Origin of the sequence: Brevibacillus sp. HB1.1 (assembly GCF_013332445.1) — a bacterium.
Taxonomy (GTDB): domain Bacteria; phylum Bacillota; class Bacilli; order Brevibacillales; family Brevibacillaceae; genus Brevibacillus; species Brevibacillus porteri.
On record NZ_JABMIV010000004.1, the window covers coordinates 66,782 to 81,128 of the forward strand.

Annotated in this window: 16 protein-coding genes; all 16 read right to left on the bottom strand. The window is 39.7% G+C overall.

Annotated features, from left to right (window positions below; genetic code table 11):
- Positions 1 to 10: 10 nt before the first annotated feature.
- Complete coding sequence (locus HPY27_RS12905) at positions 11 to 682, bottom strand: PIG-L deacetylase family protein (RefSeq protein WP_174225174.1); 672 nt, start codon at positions 680 to 682, stop codon at positions 11 to 13.
- Positions 682 to 1,842: a UDP-N-acetylglucosamine 2-epimerase gene (gene neuC / locus HPY27_RS12910; RefSeq protein WP_174225175.1), complete on the bottom strand. Its 1,161-nt coding sequence runs from the start codon at positions 1,840 to 1,842 to the stop codon at positions 682 to 684. The genes HPY27_RS12905 and neuC overlap by 1 nt, the downstream gene beginning before the upstream one ends.
- Positions 1,843 to 1,846: 4 nt before the next feature.
- Entirely contained in the window at positions 1,847 to 2,497 is a 651-nt protein-coding gene (locus tag HPY27_RS12915; protein WP_174225176.1) for an HAD family hydrolase, read from the bottom strand.
- A complete protein-coding gene (locus HPY27_RS12920; RefSeq protein ID WP_174225177.1) occupies positions 2,469 to 3,371 on the bottom strand; it encodes an ATP-grasp domain-containing protein in 903 nt (300 codons plus the stop codon). Before HPY27_RS12920 ends, HPY27_RS12915 begins: the two co-directional genes overlap by 29 nt.
- Positions 3,372 to 3,402: 31 nt before the next feature.
- The gene (locus tag HPY27_RS12925; RefSeq protein ID WP_174225178.1) at positions 3,403 to 4,107 is read right to left on the bottom strand and encodes a TylF/MycF/NovP-related O-methyltransferase; all 705 of its coding nucleotides are present in this window, start codon (positions 4,105 to 4,107) and stop codon (positions 3,403 to 3,405) included.
- Between the two features lie 16 nt (positions 4,108 to 4,123).
- The gene (locus tag HPY27_RS12930) at positions 4,124 to 5,296 is read right to left on the bottom strand and encodes a LegC family aminotransferase (RefSeq protein ID WP_174225179.1); all 1,173 of its coding nucleotides are present in this window, start codon (positions 5,294 to 5,296) and stop codon (positions 4,124 to 4,126) included.
- Positions 5,293 to 6,303, bottom strand: a complete 1,011-nt coding sequence (locus tag HPY27_RS12935) for an NAD-dependent 4,6-dehydratase LegB (protein WP_174225180.1) — start codon at positions 6,301 to 6,303, stop codon at positions 5,293 to 5,295. The genes HPY27_RS12930 and HPY27_RS12935 overlap by 4 nt, the downstream gene beginning before the upstream one ends.
- Before the next feature lie 16 nt (positions 6,304 to 6,319).
- Positions 6,320 to 8,203, bottom strand: a complete 1,884-nt coding sequence (locus tag HPY27_RS12940) for a motility associated factor glycosyltransferase family protein (protein ID WP_174225181.1) — start codon at positions 8,201 to 8,203, stop codon at positions 6,320 to 6,322.
- A complete protein-coding gene (locus HPY27_RS12945) occupies positions 8,190 to 8,771 on the bottom strand; it encodes a hypothetical protein (protein ID WP_174225182.1) in 582 nt (193 codons plus the stop codon). The genes HPY27_RS12940 and HPY27_RS12945 overlap by 14 nt, the downstream gene beginning before the upstream one ends.
- A 134-nt stretch (positions 8,772 to 8,905) precedes the next feature.
- Positions 8,906 to 9,730, bottom strand: coding sequence for a flagellin N-terminal helical domain-containing protein (locus HPY27_RS12950; protein ID WP_174225183.1), 825 nt, complete (start codon positions 9,728 to 9,730; stop codon positions 8,906 to 8,908).
- Positions 9,731 to 9,926: 196 nt separating this feature from the next.
- Positions 9,927 to 10,625: a class I SAM-dependent methyltransferase gene (locus HPY27_RS12955; protein ID WP_174225184.1), complete on the bottom strand. Its 699-nt coding sequence runs from the start codon at positions 10,623 to 10,625 to the stop codon at positions 9,927 to 9,929.
- Entirely contained in the window at positions 10,622 to 10,897 is a 276-nt protein-coding gene (csrA, locus tag HPY27_RS12960) for a carbon storage regulator CsrA (protein WP_174225185.1), read from the bottom strand. The genes HPY27_RS12955 and csrA overlap by 4 nt, the downstream gene beginning before the upstream one ends.
- 22 nt (positions 10,898 to 10,919) lie before the next feature.
- On the bottom strand, positions 10,920 to 11,324 hold the full coding sequence (locus HPY27_RS12965; protein WP_174225186.1) for a flagellar assembly protein FliW: 405 nt from the start codon (positions 11,322 to 11,324) through the stop codon (positions 10,920 to 10,922).
- A 13-nt stretch (positions 11,325 to 11,337) separates the two neighbouring features.
- Positions 11,338 to 11,916, bottom strand: coding sequence for a DUF6470 family protein (locus tag HPY27_RS12970; RefSeq protein ID WP_174225317.1), 579 nt, complete (start codon positions 11,914 to 11,916; stop codon positions 11,338 to 11,340).
- 23 nt (positions 11,917 to 11,939) lie between these two features.
- Complete coding sequence (flgL, locus tag HPY27_RS12975) at positions 11,940 to 12,842, bottom strand: flagellar hook-associated protein FlgL (RefSeq protein ID WP_174225187.1); 903 nt, start codon at positions 12,840 to 12,842, stop codon at positions 11,940 to 11,942.
- A 17-nt stretch (positions 12,843 to 12,859) separates the two neighbouring features.
- Positions 12,860 to 14,347, bottom strand: coding sequence for a flagellar hook-associated protein FlgK (gene flgK / locus HPY27_RS12980; RefSeq protein ID WP_174225188.1), 1,488 nt, complete (start codon positions 14,345 to 14,347; stop codon positions 12,860 to 12,862).

Sequence of the window (14,347 nt, forward strand, 5' to 3'; positions counted from 1 at the left end):
TCCCCTTTCTTCACAAGACCTCTTTTAATAGCATAAACGCTTCCGCAGCTTCCACACCTGCCGTTGAACCACGTACGTAAGCCAGAGATCTTATTGTTTGTTCACTCCTTGGAAATGGAAAAGAGCCTACTTCACTTTCAAAAATACGCATAACTTCTAGTTTTCTCTCCAGATATTTCGAAATATCCACATAAACATTAGGTCTAAAACCATTCGTATCAGGATTTAAACCAAATTCAGTTTCGGACAGAGTTTCATATGCTAGTATTCTCTTCACAAAAGAATATCGAAACCATTTTGTACAAGAAATAATTGCATCAAAAACAAATTTGTGATCCGTGTGGACATCCCCAGGATACGGAGCGTAAATTACCTCTGGCTGAACAGAAAGCATCGCAGCGCTCATCTTCTCTACTATTTTGCTCATACCTATTTCATCGAGTTTGGTAGTTGGAAGATCTAACTTATGAACAGATGTAAACGAATATTGTCTAGCAGCAATTTCAATTTCTCTCGCCCTTGAAGCAATCCGGTCAAGGGAAAACCCTCCGTCCACACTCATTCCTGTAACAATTAACCAATGAACTCGGTCACCTTGTTCTAAGTGACGATAAATGGTTCCACCACAGCCAAGAGTCTCATCATCGGGATGTGGAGCGATAAACAGAACGTTTTTACTCATCAGTATGTAATATCCTTTACTAATAATTTTTCATCAATTTCAATTTCAGCTAAAATACTTGCTATCTTTTGTGAAGAGAATCCATCGCCATACGGATTCACACAATTCATCACTGAACTTTTGTAATCAGTATCATGAATTGCTTTCCTAACTGCCCCCATGATTGCCTCGACATCATGAGGAACAAATTGAACATTCTCAGCATGCAATCGACCTTTTTGTCTATTTCCAACATTAATGACTGGTAATTTTAACAATGGTGCTTCTAAAATGCCTGAGCTTGAATTACCCAGTAAGCAATCGGCTTGTCTCATAATGTTTATAAATTCTAACCTCGGTATATTTTTTGCCATATATATAAAAGAAAGATCTTTGTATTCTTGTAATGCATTAATTAGTTGCTGGCTACCTGCATCTGAGTTTGGATAGCTTATAATAGTCTTTATTCCTAGCTTTCTAACGGCCTCCAAAGTTTGCTTCATTTGAAAGTAAGCCTCATCAATTTCTGTAGAAATTACATGTTGAATTAACAAGATAAGTGGTTCTTGGTCTTCAATCTTAAAGCCAAGCCTTTCGGATAGTTCTTCTCTTGAAAGAAGAGGAACCTCTCTAATTCGATCCAACCCTGGATTCCCAGTATTATATACTCGAAATGATTGTTCACCCATTTTGATTAAACGGTCAGCACTGTCTTGGTTTGTTACAAAATGCAAATGTGCAAGTTTAGAAACAGCATGTCTAATCTGGTCATCAACGTTACCTACTACGCGATCACCACCAGCAATATGGGCTACAGGAATATTCATATACGCTCCAACTAGAGCTGTAGTCATGGATTCTTCACGATCTCCCAAGACTAGTAAAAATTCTGGTTCTACTCTTTTTACAGCTTGAACTAGCCCTTGAAGTTGGATAGCCAAACCTTTTACTCGTGAAGATGCCTGATCACTGTTTAAAAGACTTTCAATTTCGTCTGCAATTGTAAAACCATCCTGTTTTATTTCATTTACTGTTAAGCCGTATGCGTCACTTAAATGTGCACCTGTCACAATAAGCTCTAAATCTAACATGGGGTGAGAATCTATCGCCCTAAATACCGATGACATAATGTCATATTCCGATCGAATACCGGTAACTCCTAAAACTTTACGTTTATTCATAAGGTTATCCCTCTTTTTGAAGGCAATATGTTTGTACAAATTGAAAACCGAGTACTTCTGCAAACTTTCTATCTACTTCCCTATCGCCAAAAAAGACGACCTTCTTCGAATTCGTGATTCCTTCTAAAATCTTGATTTTTTTTGTAATTAGAGGTGAAGGTTTACTGTACTCACTTCCATACAATCCTGTAAATCCAATATTTTCTTCCTCAAACCACGAAGACAGTCCTAAGGAATGAAATTTTGCTTTTTGCAATTGAACTCCACCATCTGTAATTAAAAACAAGCCATATTTATTCTGTACATAATCCAAGACAAACGAAACTCTATCAGATAATGTAAGGATCGGAGTATGTTTTCTAAAGATCCTTAGACACTCATTAATAGTTGTTTCTCGTTCGCTCTCTACAACATCGTGCTGTATTAGTATTTCGTCAAATATTTTATTATATGAACTACCTTTTTCCATCCATCGCCGCAGTAATTGATTATATATTTCTTGTTCTGTAGTTTTAGTTGATAGTGCAATCCTTTTGGCTATAGGTATGTATACTTGAATCATAAAATTAAATTCATCATACAGTGTCCCATCCATATCAAACCCTACAATTTCTACAATATCCCAATCAACATTTGGGAACAAAGACTTCAGCATAATACCTCTTCATCATTAATCCATATTTTATAGGTTTAGTAATTATCGGCTTTCCTTCAATAAAGTGATCGATTATCACATTTATCCAATTTTCAGTTGCTGCAAAGCCCAGCGCCATCCCGCCTGCAATTCTTGGATTAATTTCAATAAATTTTATTTCTCCGTTCTCTTGTACAAAACACTGCATATTTACTGGTCCAACAAAAGGAATAGCTCGACATATTTTCCGTACCCATTCTTCTATATCAGGGTGATTTACCACTATTCCTGAAGTAGATTTCCCTTGTGCTACCCCTTCTCTCAAGCGTGGAACAATGTAGACTGGATCGGAATTACGATCGCAAAAAACATCCACCGTATACTCTGTCCCTTCAACAAGCTCCTGAGAAATCATCCCTTCCATATTAATAGCTGTATTCTCTATTCGTACTCCAACTGCACCCCTTCCATTTCTCGGTTTAACCAAGGGGAATTCTTGCTCGAGGCTAGTGCTTGGTGTAGGAATACCTGCTCTTACAAAAAACTGGTAAGTGAGGTACTTATCCTGAAATGTTTTTATCGTTTCTTCCTCGGATAAGATTACATGAATTCCTTTTTCAAGTAATTCTTTCTGTCTCTTAGCCCATCCAATTAATGTTTCATCTAACGATGGGATGACTATATTAATATCGTGTTTTTTAAGTAATTCAATTGTTTGTTCCCATAGATCAGGTGCATTCTTCGAGGGCATCTGAATAAACTGTGATGTGAGATAGCGACCAACACAATCAGGATCGATATCGGATGCAACTGCAACGTGACCAGCTTCTTGGATTGCTTTAATGAGATAAGCAGCTGACATACTTCCAGACGCTTCGGTCAATATCTTTAACATAACAAGTCCCACCCTATCAATCATCTATTCACTATAAAACTATATAAGAAATATTGGGTTCAAATGAAAAACGATTGATTTCATACTTTCGTAAGTCAAGCATCTCTAGCAGAGCTTGAGTTTCTCCCGGCCACCATGGGTTGTTAATTTCGTCAAAAGCTAAAATTGCGCCCTTTGGCATACGTGAGAGCAACTGTTCCAACGCTACTTTAGTAGGCTCATATAAATCAAAATCTAAAAATAACAAGCTTACTAGTAAGTGGGGATTATCTTTCACATATTGTGGAATTGTAACAGTTGCATCACCTCTTACCAACTCAACTTTTTGAAACTGGTTTAGAAATCTATTCTGATCAAATTCGTCGATAACATCTGTTAACTCTTCAAAAACATCATAACCAGTATCCAGTCCTCCGAGACGCATTTCGCCGTTCTCGCTACTTACACTTCCTTGGTCATTCTCATGAATGGAAGGAAAACCGTTAAATGTATCGAACCCTATAATTCTCCGATCAAATGCATATGGTTCTAAACCAGCAGATAACTTTGCCCACGCCATCAATCCACCACCATGATGAACACCGCACTCTATAATATTTCCCTTTATATTTACTTGCATTTTAAATAGTTCATATCTAGCTAAGAATCTGGTCATAATTTGTCGACGAATATATTTCTCGAAATTATCTAGTTTTTTTTCAGTTGTTCCGTATCCTTTTTCAAAAATTCTCGACACTAGTGACTCCTCCATTTCACGATAGCAACTCAACACTGCTTGGAATGTTAATCAAGCGTCTCTCAATCATCATTGAAGTCTCTATTGGCATACTAGGACACTGTTTAAACATGTCCAGCTTATGTAGTAAAGTCCAGGTTGGTCTCGTCATAATTCCTTGAGTGTTCGTTTTCTCCAAAACCGTATCACGAACACCTGCATACTCATCATCAAGTAGTATCGCATTAAGCCAAAAGTTACTTGAAACATAATCCTGTTCCCAGAAGAATGTTACTCCTTCGATCTGTTTAAAAGCATTCTGATATATCTCAGCAATTTTTCTTTTTTTCGTTAAAAAATTTGGTAGTTGCTCTAATTGAGCACATCCTAAGGCAGCATTAATATTTGGCATTCGATAATTATAACCAATTTGATCATGCTCAAAGGCCCATTTATGGGGTACCTTAGCCGTAGTGGTAATATGCTTTGCTAGATGCCCTAAAGACTCATCATTAGTCAAAATTGCACCACCACCACCGGTAGTAATGATTTTATTCCCATTAAAACTAAGTGCAGATACTTTTCCCCAATTACCCGTATGCCTTCCTTTGTAAAATGACCCCAAAGATTCAGCAGCATCTTCTACTAGTTCCAACCGAAAACGTTCACACACATTCACAAGCTCATCCAACTCAACGGGATGTCCAAATGTATGCATGGGAACAACTGCTTTGATTCTTCTCCCCGAAACTCGGTTATAACAAATGCCCTCTCTTACAACTGCAATCTCTTCCAAATATCTCTCTAGCTTATATGGATCAATTCCCAGTGTTTTTTCAGAACTGTCCACAAAATGAGGAATAGCACCACAGTATGCAACTGCATTCGCTGTTGCGATAAAGGTTAGGGTAGGAATCAGAACCTCATCACCCGACTCGACCCCAACTAATTTTAAGCAGATATGCAAAGCAGCCGTGCCATTCACAACGGCCACAGCGCGCTTTACTCCGGTATATTCTTGGAGCATTTGTTCAAACTGGTCTACGTATTTTCCTACCGAGGAGACCCAACCTGTATCAATGCACTCTTTTACATACTCCCATTCCTTTCCTTGAAAACAAGGTTCGTGAAGGGCGATATAATCTTTTTCGTTAGGAACTACGTTATTCAAGGTGGTTACTACTGATTCAACTAATTTTGTTTTCATCATAAATTGTAGATACCTGCCTTATAATGGGTCAAATTCGTTGGATTAGTAAACCAATCTATTGTTTCCGCAAGCCCGCGCTTCAGCCCCTCAATTCCGGGATAAGCCGGTTCCCAACCAACTAATTCTCTTGCTTTGTTGTTATCTGCCCACAATCGCTCAACTTCACTTTTCTCGGGACGAATTCTTTGGTCATCTGTCTGGATATCAATTTGTTGACCCATCAGCTCTGTAATAATTTCTACTGTTTCACCAATGGATACTTCATAGTTACTACCAATGTTAATTACTTCACCTATTGAACTATTAGATTGTGCAACAGCCAGAAACCCTCTTACCGTATCTTTAACATAATTAAAATCCCGAGTCGGATGAAGTGACCCTAGTCGAATTGTACGAAGACCACTCGCGATTTGTGAAATAATGGAAGGAATAACAGCACGAGCAGACTGTCTAGGTCCATATGTGTTAAACGGTCGAATAATAGAAACCGGCAGACCAAATGAACTGTAAAATGAGAGTGCCATATGATCAGCGCCAATCTTACTTGCTGAGTAAGGAGATTGCCCTTGGAGCGGATGATCCTCTGTAATGGGGACGAAACGTGCAGTACCATAAACTTCACTTGTAGAGGTATGTACTACTCTTTCCACGTTTAACATTCGAGCTGCTTGGAGAATATTTAAAGTACCTTTAATATTTGTATCTACATAGGTTTCAGGCGAATGATACGAATAAGGGATGGCAATAAGGGCTGCTAAGTGCAGAACTACATCGCAGCCTTTCATTGCATTCATTACACCATATGGATCACGAATATCACCTGAGAAAACATCTAAACTACTTTTGATGTCTTTTGGAGACTGATCCAGCCATCCCCATGAATTAAATGAGTTGTAATAGACAAAAGCCTTTACATCATTTCCTTGTCTTATTAACTCTTCAGTTAAGTGAGAACCGATAAAGCCATCCGCTCCGGTGACGAGAATTTTCTTGCCTCTTAGCTCCATTCTGCTTCCCCTCTTTTTATACTAAAATGGCTTCCCCTGAAACTTCTTCATGAATTTTTTCTAGCAACCTTTTTACGAGTGCTGTATCTGTCTGACAAGAAATAAGATAATTCCCGAATTGGTCAACGACTCTTCTTGATTTTGATTTTGCATCTGGATTAGAACGAATTTCATCAAACATTTTTAAAATTAACTGGAATTCAAGATGATTCATTGGTTGAATAATGCGCAGGTTTAATTTGTTCGCTTGCAGACGATCAAACATTTTATCGAATTTGTTAAGGCATACTTCTAACTGTTTATCATTTCTAGTGGTGATAAAACTGTTCATGTCTTCAAGTAACTCAGCGAATCTGCGAATAATCTTGATTAGCTCATCTTGAGAAACGATTAACTCCTTGATCATTTGTTTAAAATGCGAAATATCATAATTACCAGTATCATTCTCTACAAACGAATTTAACCAGTTTGAATTCACTACATTACGCGAAGTTAGATGTGTAGTAATTAACTCCTCCATCGGAAGAAAAACAGTGCCTTCAATATGAGCACCGCCTTTGGTTGTATTGATGATATCAGTTCTAGATATTTTTTGAATAAGCTCTTCTAGCTCCTCACGCATCGACACATGACCGCGTCCACTTAAGGTGGTGTTTCCATATACATCTTTTACTTCAACTGCATATTCCCTACGATCTTGCCCCAATTCAGTACCTGTGTACTCAATTCCTTTTGCATAAATCTGATCTCCACGGTACGCAAGGTTTTGGCCAACAAAAATGATTGGTGCGAAACCCATGTAGTCAAGAATTTGCAATGTCAACGTTGCAATACTTCCAAACCTATCGATGTACTGAAATGACTCATCGTCTGTTTTTTTCAAGAATAAATCCATAATATAATCATCACGAACTAAAAAATTTGCCTTTTCTCCGCAATAATTCTGTACAGTTTCAAATCCCATTGTACTTCCGAAAATCAAAGGGACGCTGTCAATCTTCTCCTCGATAACCTTTTGAAATACTTTTGAGTTCATAGCACTTCCATCATAGGCAAAAGCCGCATCTGGCAAAATATCAGCGTTCAGCAACTGATTTATAGAAGAACCAACTGAAAAGATATACCCTAATCCGTTTTCCTTGATATGGCGCAAGTTTTCAAATTCATCATTCAAAGATGGTCCAGCCCCTACTATTATGGCTGGTTTTCCCTTAAATTGATCCTTATGTGCTTCTAGAATATTTGGTGTCTTTATTATGGTCGGTAAATTGAATAATCCGTTAATCGCCATTCTTTTCGCGAAAACCTTACCCGTAAGAAGGCGATCTCTTGTCTCATATACAACATCCCGAAATGTTTTGATGAACTGTTCCGTCTGTTCAGTAAGAATTCTTTTGTAACTAGGGAGGATCACCAAATATAACTCATCCTCGAGAAAATTAGTAAGTTCCATCAGATTCTTCTTACAATCTTCAGGGTTTTCCTCGATCATTAGGTGTTTCAGCTTTTTCGTTGGAGACCAGTCATCTATTTTTTTATGCCCCATTAATTGATGGAAGACAGCCATATTTGGCTCGTATAAGGAAAAGGAATTGTTAGGTTTACTCTTGATAAACTCATCAATATGATACCCTAACCCTACTCCAAAAAATAACACATGCCGATCACCGATGTCCTCTAGTGATTCAATAAAACGTTCTGCTTCCTGCATAGGGTTATATTTACTATGGATATAATTCCATCCAGACTCCAGACATACAGCTAAAGTGTGATCCTTATCCTGTGATTTAGTTTCCTCAAGTCTAACCTGGTCCATCAACTGAGGGTTGCGATCTCTGAGCTTTTCCCAAATGTCAGGGTAATGTTTTTTTAAAGAGGTAATGTTATCAGTTAGTACCATTGCTGTCCACCTCGTGAATGCAAATATCCTCTAGTTGTTTTTCAATCATTTTATAACGGGGGATGATTTCATACTCAACTACATCACCAATCATATATGTATCTTGTTGATTAACCGCAGTATTTATCGTTTCTAATTCATTGCTAAAAGTAAAGATATCATTATAGATTGGGTAATATTGCACTGTATTCTGAATCCAGAGCAGCCCTTCCACCAATTGCCCCAGCTCTTCCCAGGTGTCAGTCGATATCATCTCTGAATGAAACCTTTCAGCCAACTGCGGAAGGTGTACAAGTGATCTCGTCACGTATTCGTGAATAGATATTAAAGTATCTTTGGATAACTGTTCTTCTGTCAAAAGAATGGGTTCGATCATTTCAATACTTTCAATTTCCTCTTCTATTTCCTCCTCAAAGTCTGAATAAATCTCTCTTCCATCTATTCGCATTCCGCAAAAGATCATATTTTTTTCTGCCATAATCGCTTTAATAATAGAAAGTATGTATTCAACAACATTATCTTGGGTTTTATCCACATGGTATTCTTGCCCCAGTGCTAGTATCTTCATGTTCTTCATCCCTTTCACTGTTCTTTTTAGTATATCGGTTCCTTTTTAACATTCAATTATATGATATACATGGAAAAAATAAAAAAGCATGGGCTTCTGGATAGAAACCCATGCTTTTTTTGTGAAAAGGTGTATTAACGGAGCAATTGCAGTACACCTTGTGGCAATTGGTTTGCTTGTGCAAGCATTGCTTGGGAAGCTTGAGTAAGAATGTTGTTTTTCGTGAAAGCCATTTGCTCTTTCGCCATATCTACATCGCGGATACGGGATTCAGCAGCAGTCAGGTTCTCAGCAGTGATGTTCAGGTTGTTGATTGTGTTTTCCAAACGGTTTTGGTTAGCACCCAAGTAGGAACGAGCTGCAGATACTTTGTTAATGAAAGCATCGATGCTTTTCAGCACGCTTTTCGCAGCGCTTTGTGTATCGATTTTCCAGTTACCAACTTTAGTTGCAACACTGGTCAGGTTGAATTTGGAAGTATCCAAAGTCAAAACTTGTGAAGCTTCTTGACCGATTTGCAGGTCAATATCTTTGTTGGCGTTTCCATCCAACAAGCTGATTCCGTTGAATTTAGTGTTATCTTTAATATTTGTAACCTCTTTAGACAACTCAGACAGTTCTTCTTGCAGACGGTTACGGTCAGCAGCAGAGTCATAAGTTCCGTTTGCAGATTGAGTAGCCAGTTCTTTAACACGAACCAAGATATTATTCACAGTTTGCAATGCACCCTCTGCAGTTTGAACGAGGGAAATACCGTCTTGAGAGTTGCGGGAAGCTTGTTCCATACCGCGGATTTGTGCACGCATACGCTCGGAGATAGAGAGACCAGCAGCATCGTCAGCAGCACGGTTGATACGGTAGCCGGAAGACAGTTTCTCAACGTTTTTTGCCAAGCTGCCTGTGTTTACACCCAGTTGACGGTGTGTGTTCATTGCGGAAATATTGTGATTGATAATCATGAGTATTTTCCTCCTTGATTTTTGCCCGTCACGTCCATGTGACTAGGAATTTTTAGGACTATTTACAATCGCGCGCTTGTAACTTTGTCCCTACATATCTTATATCGGTAAAACCTTGAGCATCTTTAACTAGTTTAGAAAGTTTTTTTAAAAATTTTTTCTAAGTATATATTGATGTAACGTTTCACTGACCCTATTACTTGATATTTCGCAGAATAATATGATACCTAGAGTGAAAAGTTCCACTCAAAATATCTTCTCTTTTTATTAAGACACATTCAAGAATTTCAAACGATCTTCCAATTAACTTCTCGATTTTACCAAAATTAAAATAGGACTGAATCGTCCCTTTTTCATGAGCAGTTTCAACTTCCACTTCACCATCGTATTCCCGAGAGTGGCTAGAGTCGTCTCCTGAAATCAGATCACAATAAAAGAGCCCATCCTTCACCAAAACTCTACTAATCTCTTCCATAGACTGAAGTGCTACAGAAAAGTTCATACTATCTAGTACTCCATGACTAACAGCAAATTGAAAATAATCATTTTCCCACGGGAGATTCTGCGTGTACCCCTGCTTTATTTTATTTTCAGGGCTGTTGATCCCTTCCATTTTTGCCCAATCAATTGCTAATTGGACAGCCGTTTCAGAAAGATCAATACCATGCGCATCTAATCCCATTTGATGTGCATAAATAACATGTCTCCCAATACCGCACCCTACATCTAATAATTTGTGATTTTCCAAGTGTGGATGTCTATCAATAAACTCAAACTGCCCTGTCCGTTTCCGAATATATTTTGAAGTGAATCTAATAATTTCTTCATGAGGATAATAAACAAAGTTATCTTTGTTTTTGTATGAAGTCTCCCACTCTTGTTTGTAAAAACTCACTTCTCATCATCCTCTTTCTTACTCTGTAATTCATCTCTATTACTCTGCTGATTCATCAATATAGCCTTCATGGAAGCCCATGTGATAGCACTTTCAGAGGCTAATCGATTCTCTTCTTGTATAGTCATGTATAATTCTTTTCTATAGATTTCAACATCACGGGGAGCCTCAATGCCTAGACGAACGGTTTCTCCTTCAATCGAAATAACTTTAATCTCTATGTCATGACTTACTATAATAGACTCATTTTTTTTTCTGGATAGTACCAGCATGAGGATCCCCCCTACTCTCTTGTCAAGTTCTCTCGACAAACAACGGCTGATGAATAGAGTATCTTTCATCCTGCAAAATTACTTGTTTGGCCATACGGTTAGACAAATTGATGACAATTGGCGCCTTAAGATTCACTGATACCTGCTGACTCTCTCGAATAGAAACTATTGTGAAAACCGCTTTGGGTGTATCCTCCTGTATACTAAGAGCTACCTTCGATATATCTGGAAGAACGAATTCGTAATCACTAAAAAAGGCGAACGGATTGACAACCCAAAAACCAATTTCTACCTCTTCAGTAGACTGCATTAAAAAAAACGGACTCTCCTCTTCCTGCATCAACTGAAAAAATTGCAAATGAGAAAACCCAGGAATGCCATCTTCAAAAAATAGCTTACCCAATTCCACTCGTTGGCTCTTATTCATGTTTTCCCCTCACTCACATCATTTGATCCAGTTGACTTCCTGACACATCAATCTTCAGACTATTATATTGTATCACATACGGTTCTACCTTACCGGGTGTATAGGAAAGCTCTGGGGGTCTTGTTACTGGATCAATACTCATGCCGTTTCGCTTAACGTTGATCGAAACTGGTCTTGCTTGGATACTTATATCGACGCCCTCATCATTGGATGTTGAGGGCGGTCTGTATCCGCCTTCAAACACCCTCATGCCTTTCTCCCTACCAATTTCAGCTATGGCATTCTCTCTCGTGTATACTCTCATCATTCGATCGCCCTCTTGACTCTTTTCTGCGATCGCCTGTAACCATTTTTCGCGCCCATACGCAGCATTACTGTCGCTAAACTGCATGGGGGTCATAATCCCGATATTTGATCGTGCTTGGCTTGAATCGATCATTAGTTCGGTCTTTGCCTGCTCGATAGTAAGTTCCGCGGGCTTCTGACTCAGATTCATCTCTGCCTGAGGCTGCTTGATTTCTTGAACAGGTTTTCTGACATTTAGGCCGAGTTGGGCAAAAGTACTTTCCATACGTAACTGTGGAATCCGCATCACGTCATCACCCTCCTAGCTCTCTACCTCAAAAAGTCTAGCAGTGTTGGTTGAATAATACGGGCTCCGGATCCCAGTGCCGCTGAGTGTACACTCTCTTGTGTCTTTAAATCTGTCATTACTTCTGCCATGTCAGCATCTTCATTCTTCGCCATTAGCCCGGTGATGCTTACTTCTTGAGTATTTAGTCTTTCCGCAATTAAATCTACACGATTTACAGATGCTCCTAAAGAAGCACGCTCTGCCAACAGTTTGTCATACTGCTGATCCAATACCGTTATAAATTGCGAAGCACTTCTCCCGTTATTTAACTCATTGATGACATTATCAATCACTTTAAACATGTTATTTGCATTGTCAGGAAAATTAAAGATGTTTTGAGCATTGATGTTCGAAGTAACAAAAACATTTTGGCTCACTTCTAGATTTATTGGCGAATTGTTCGTACTGACAAAGTCTCCTTTACCAGCATTGGCACTTGAATCATATGGGGCTTTGTTCGTATCTGTTCCTGCAAATATATACTTCCCGTTAATTTGCTGGTTAGCAAGCGTTCCCAAATGATTCTTCAATTCCAGAACCTCTGACCCCATCGTTTTCAAATCATCAGGGGAAACGGCTCCATCCCCAGAATACACCAAGAGTTCATTAATTCGCTTCAAGACGCTACCAACTTCATCCATAGTACTATCGGTCATATCTAACCAAGATTGTGCCTCATCCACATTCCGTTTATACTGATCATTCTCCATCAAGGAAGAACGATAAAACATACCACGTGCTGCCACAACAGGATCATCAGAAGGCTTAGCAATCTTCTTCCCAGATGCCAATTGATCCTGCAAACTATCCATATTCCGCATCGATTTATGCAAATTCCGCAGCATGTTACTATTCAGCATGTTCTGCGTTACACGTACTGCCATAATCTATTCCCTCCTAATTAGAGGCCCACTCGGCCCATGCCGTTGATGACTTTGTCTAAAATTTCGTCCATGCTTGTCATGACGCGAGCAGAGGCACTGTATGCATGCTGGTATTTCACCATTTCTGCCATTTCGTCATCAATCGATACGCCAGATACAGATTGACGCTGGCTATCTACGGTACCGACGAGCATTTCGGAGTTCAGTTGGTTACGCTCGGCTTCTTGAGCATCCACACCCAATTGGCTAATGGTGTAGCGATAATAGTTATCCAACGTAGAGCTTTCTGCCAAGTCATTCGGACCTGCACCCGCAGCCAATACCTTGAACTTGATCGAAGCAATAGCGAGAGCGCTCTTGTTATTCCCTACAGGAGTAGTACCTGCTTCTTCTTGTGCTGCCGCGATCGCATCTAGGCTCTTCATGATCTCTGGGTTAATAACGAGGCTGGATGCACCTTTCGGATAATCCTTTGTCGCTGGATTAGCGGCCAGTGAATTCGCATCTACAAAGAATGGCAGATCCTGTACAGTCCCATTGTTAATATCACTCAAGCTTCGTCCCGCCCGATGCAGGTCGTTGATTTCCTTCGTCAAATTCACAGCCAAAACATCCAGGCGTTTCAGCATATTCGGCACGATTTGATCACGAGATTGGAACGTTCCTGCCATATAACCGGTTGTCGGCACAAACGCCGCTCCCCCCAGCGTCATGTCACTCATGCCCGTAGCTGGATTCTGTACAGTAGCTACTGGCTGCGATGTAATTCCAGTAACAAATTCACGACCTTCAATGGTCACGTTTACCATACCAGCTGTTGACTGAGTTGCACGGACCTCCACCAGCTTGGAGAGCTTGTCCAAAAGCACGTCACGTTGGTCATAGAGATCGTTTGGCTGATAGCCGTGTGGTACAACGTTTGCAATCTGATTGTTCAAGCTGGCAATCTGTTGGCCCAAGGAGTTTATTTCCATCGATTTTACGTTTACCACATTGTTGAGATCTGTTTGTACTTCTTGAATATGTTTCGTAAGCGTATTAAACGTATCCGCTACTGCCTTGCTTCGTTCCCGAACAACTGCGCGGGCCGATGTATCCGTCGGATCTTTGGCCAAGTCCTGCCATGCTTGCCACATCTGGTCCATAACCTTTTGCAAACCAGTGTCAGAAGGCTCGTTCATGATCCCTTCTAATTTCTCCAACGTTTCCAAACGACCATCCCAGTAGCCTTGGCGTTTGTATTCGTTCCGATACTGAATATCCAAAAACTCTTCTCGCAGACGCTGAATACTAGTCGCTTGCACACCCGTACCGAGCAAGCCCGGCTCTATACTTGCTTGCATCCCTACATAAGGCAAACCAGTCGTAGCCTGCATATTCACGCGCTGGCGACTGTATCCTTCCGTATTCGCATTGGAGATATTATGTCCCGTTGTATTTAGCGCGGATTGTTGAGCGAACAAGCCGCGTTTGCTGACTTCAATTCCATGAAAAGTAGAGCGCAT

Excerpts from the sequence above, each read along its gene's own strand:
- HPY27_RS12905 (WP_174225174.1), bottom strand. The coding sequence starts at position 682 with ATGAGTAAAAACGTTCTGTTTATCGCTCCACATCCCGATGATGAGACT.
- neuC (WP_174225175.1), bottom strand. The coding sequence starts at position 1,842 with ATGAATAAACGTAAAGTTTTAGGAGTTACCGGTATTCGATCGGAATAT.
- HPY27_RS12915 (WP_174225176.1), bottom strand. The coding sequence starts at position 2,497 with ATGCTGAAGTCTTTGTTCCCAAATGTTGATTGGGATATTGTAGAAATT.
- HPY27_RS12920 (WP_174225177.1), bottom strand. The coding sequence starts at position 3,371 with ATGTTAAAGATATTGACCGAAGCGTCTGGAAGTATGTCAGCTGCTTAT.
- HPY27_RS12930 (WP_174225179.1), bottom strand. The coding sequence starts at position 5,296 with ATGATGAAAACAAAATTAGTTGAATCAGTAGTAACCACCTTGAATAAC.
- HPY27_RS12935 (WP_174225180.1), bottom strand. The coding sequence starts at position 6,303 with ATGGAGCTAAGAGGCAAGAAAATTCTCGTCACCGGAGCGGATGGCTTT.
- HPY27_RS12940 (WP_174225181.1), bottom strand. The coding sequence starts at position 8,203 with ATGGTACTAACTGATAACATTACCTCTTTAAAAAAACATTACCCTGAC.
- HPY27_RS12945 (WP_174225182.1), bottom strand. The coding sequence starts at position 8,771 with ATGAAGATACTAGCACTGGGGCAAGAATACCATGTGGATAAAACCCAA.
- HPY27_RS12950 (WP_174225183.1), bottom strand. The coding sequence starts at position 9,730 with ATGATTATCAATCACAATATTTCCGCAATGAACACACACCGTCAACTG.
- csrA (WP_174225185.1), bottom strand. The coding sequence starts at position 10,897 with ATGCTGGTACTATCCAGAAAAAAAAATGAGTCTATTATAGTAAGTCAT.
- HPY27_RS12965 (WP_174225186.1), bottom strand. The coding sequence starts at position 11,324 with ATGAATAAGAGCCAACGAGTGGAATTGGGTAAGCTATTTTTTGAAGAT.
- HPY27_RS12970 (WP_174225317.1), bottom strand. The coding sequence starts at position 11,916 with ATGCGGATTCCACAGTTACGTATGGAAAGTACTTTTGCCCAACTCGGC.
- flgL (WP_174225187.1), bottom strand. The coding sequence starts at position 12,842 with ATGGCAGTACGTGTAACGCAGAACATGCTGAATAGTAACATGCTGCGG.
- flgK (WP_174225188.1), bottom strand. The coding sequence starts at position 14,347 with ATGCGCTCTACTTTTCATGGAATTGAAGTCAGCAAACGCGGCTTGTTC.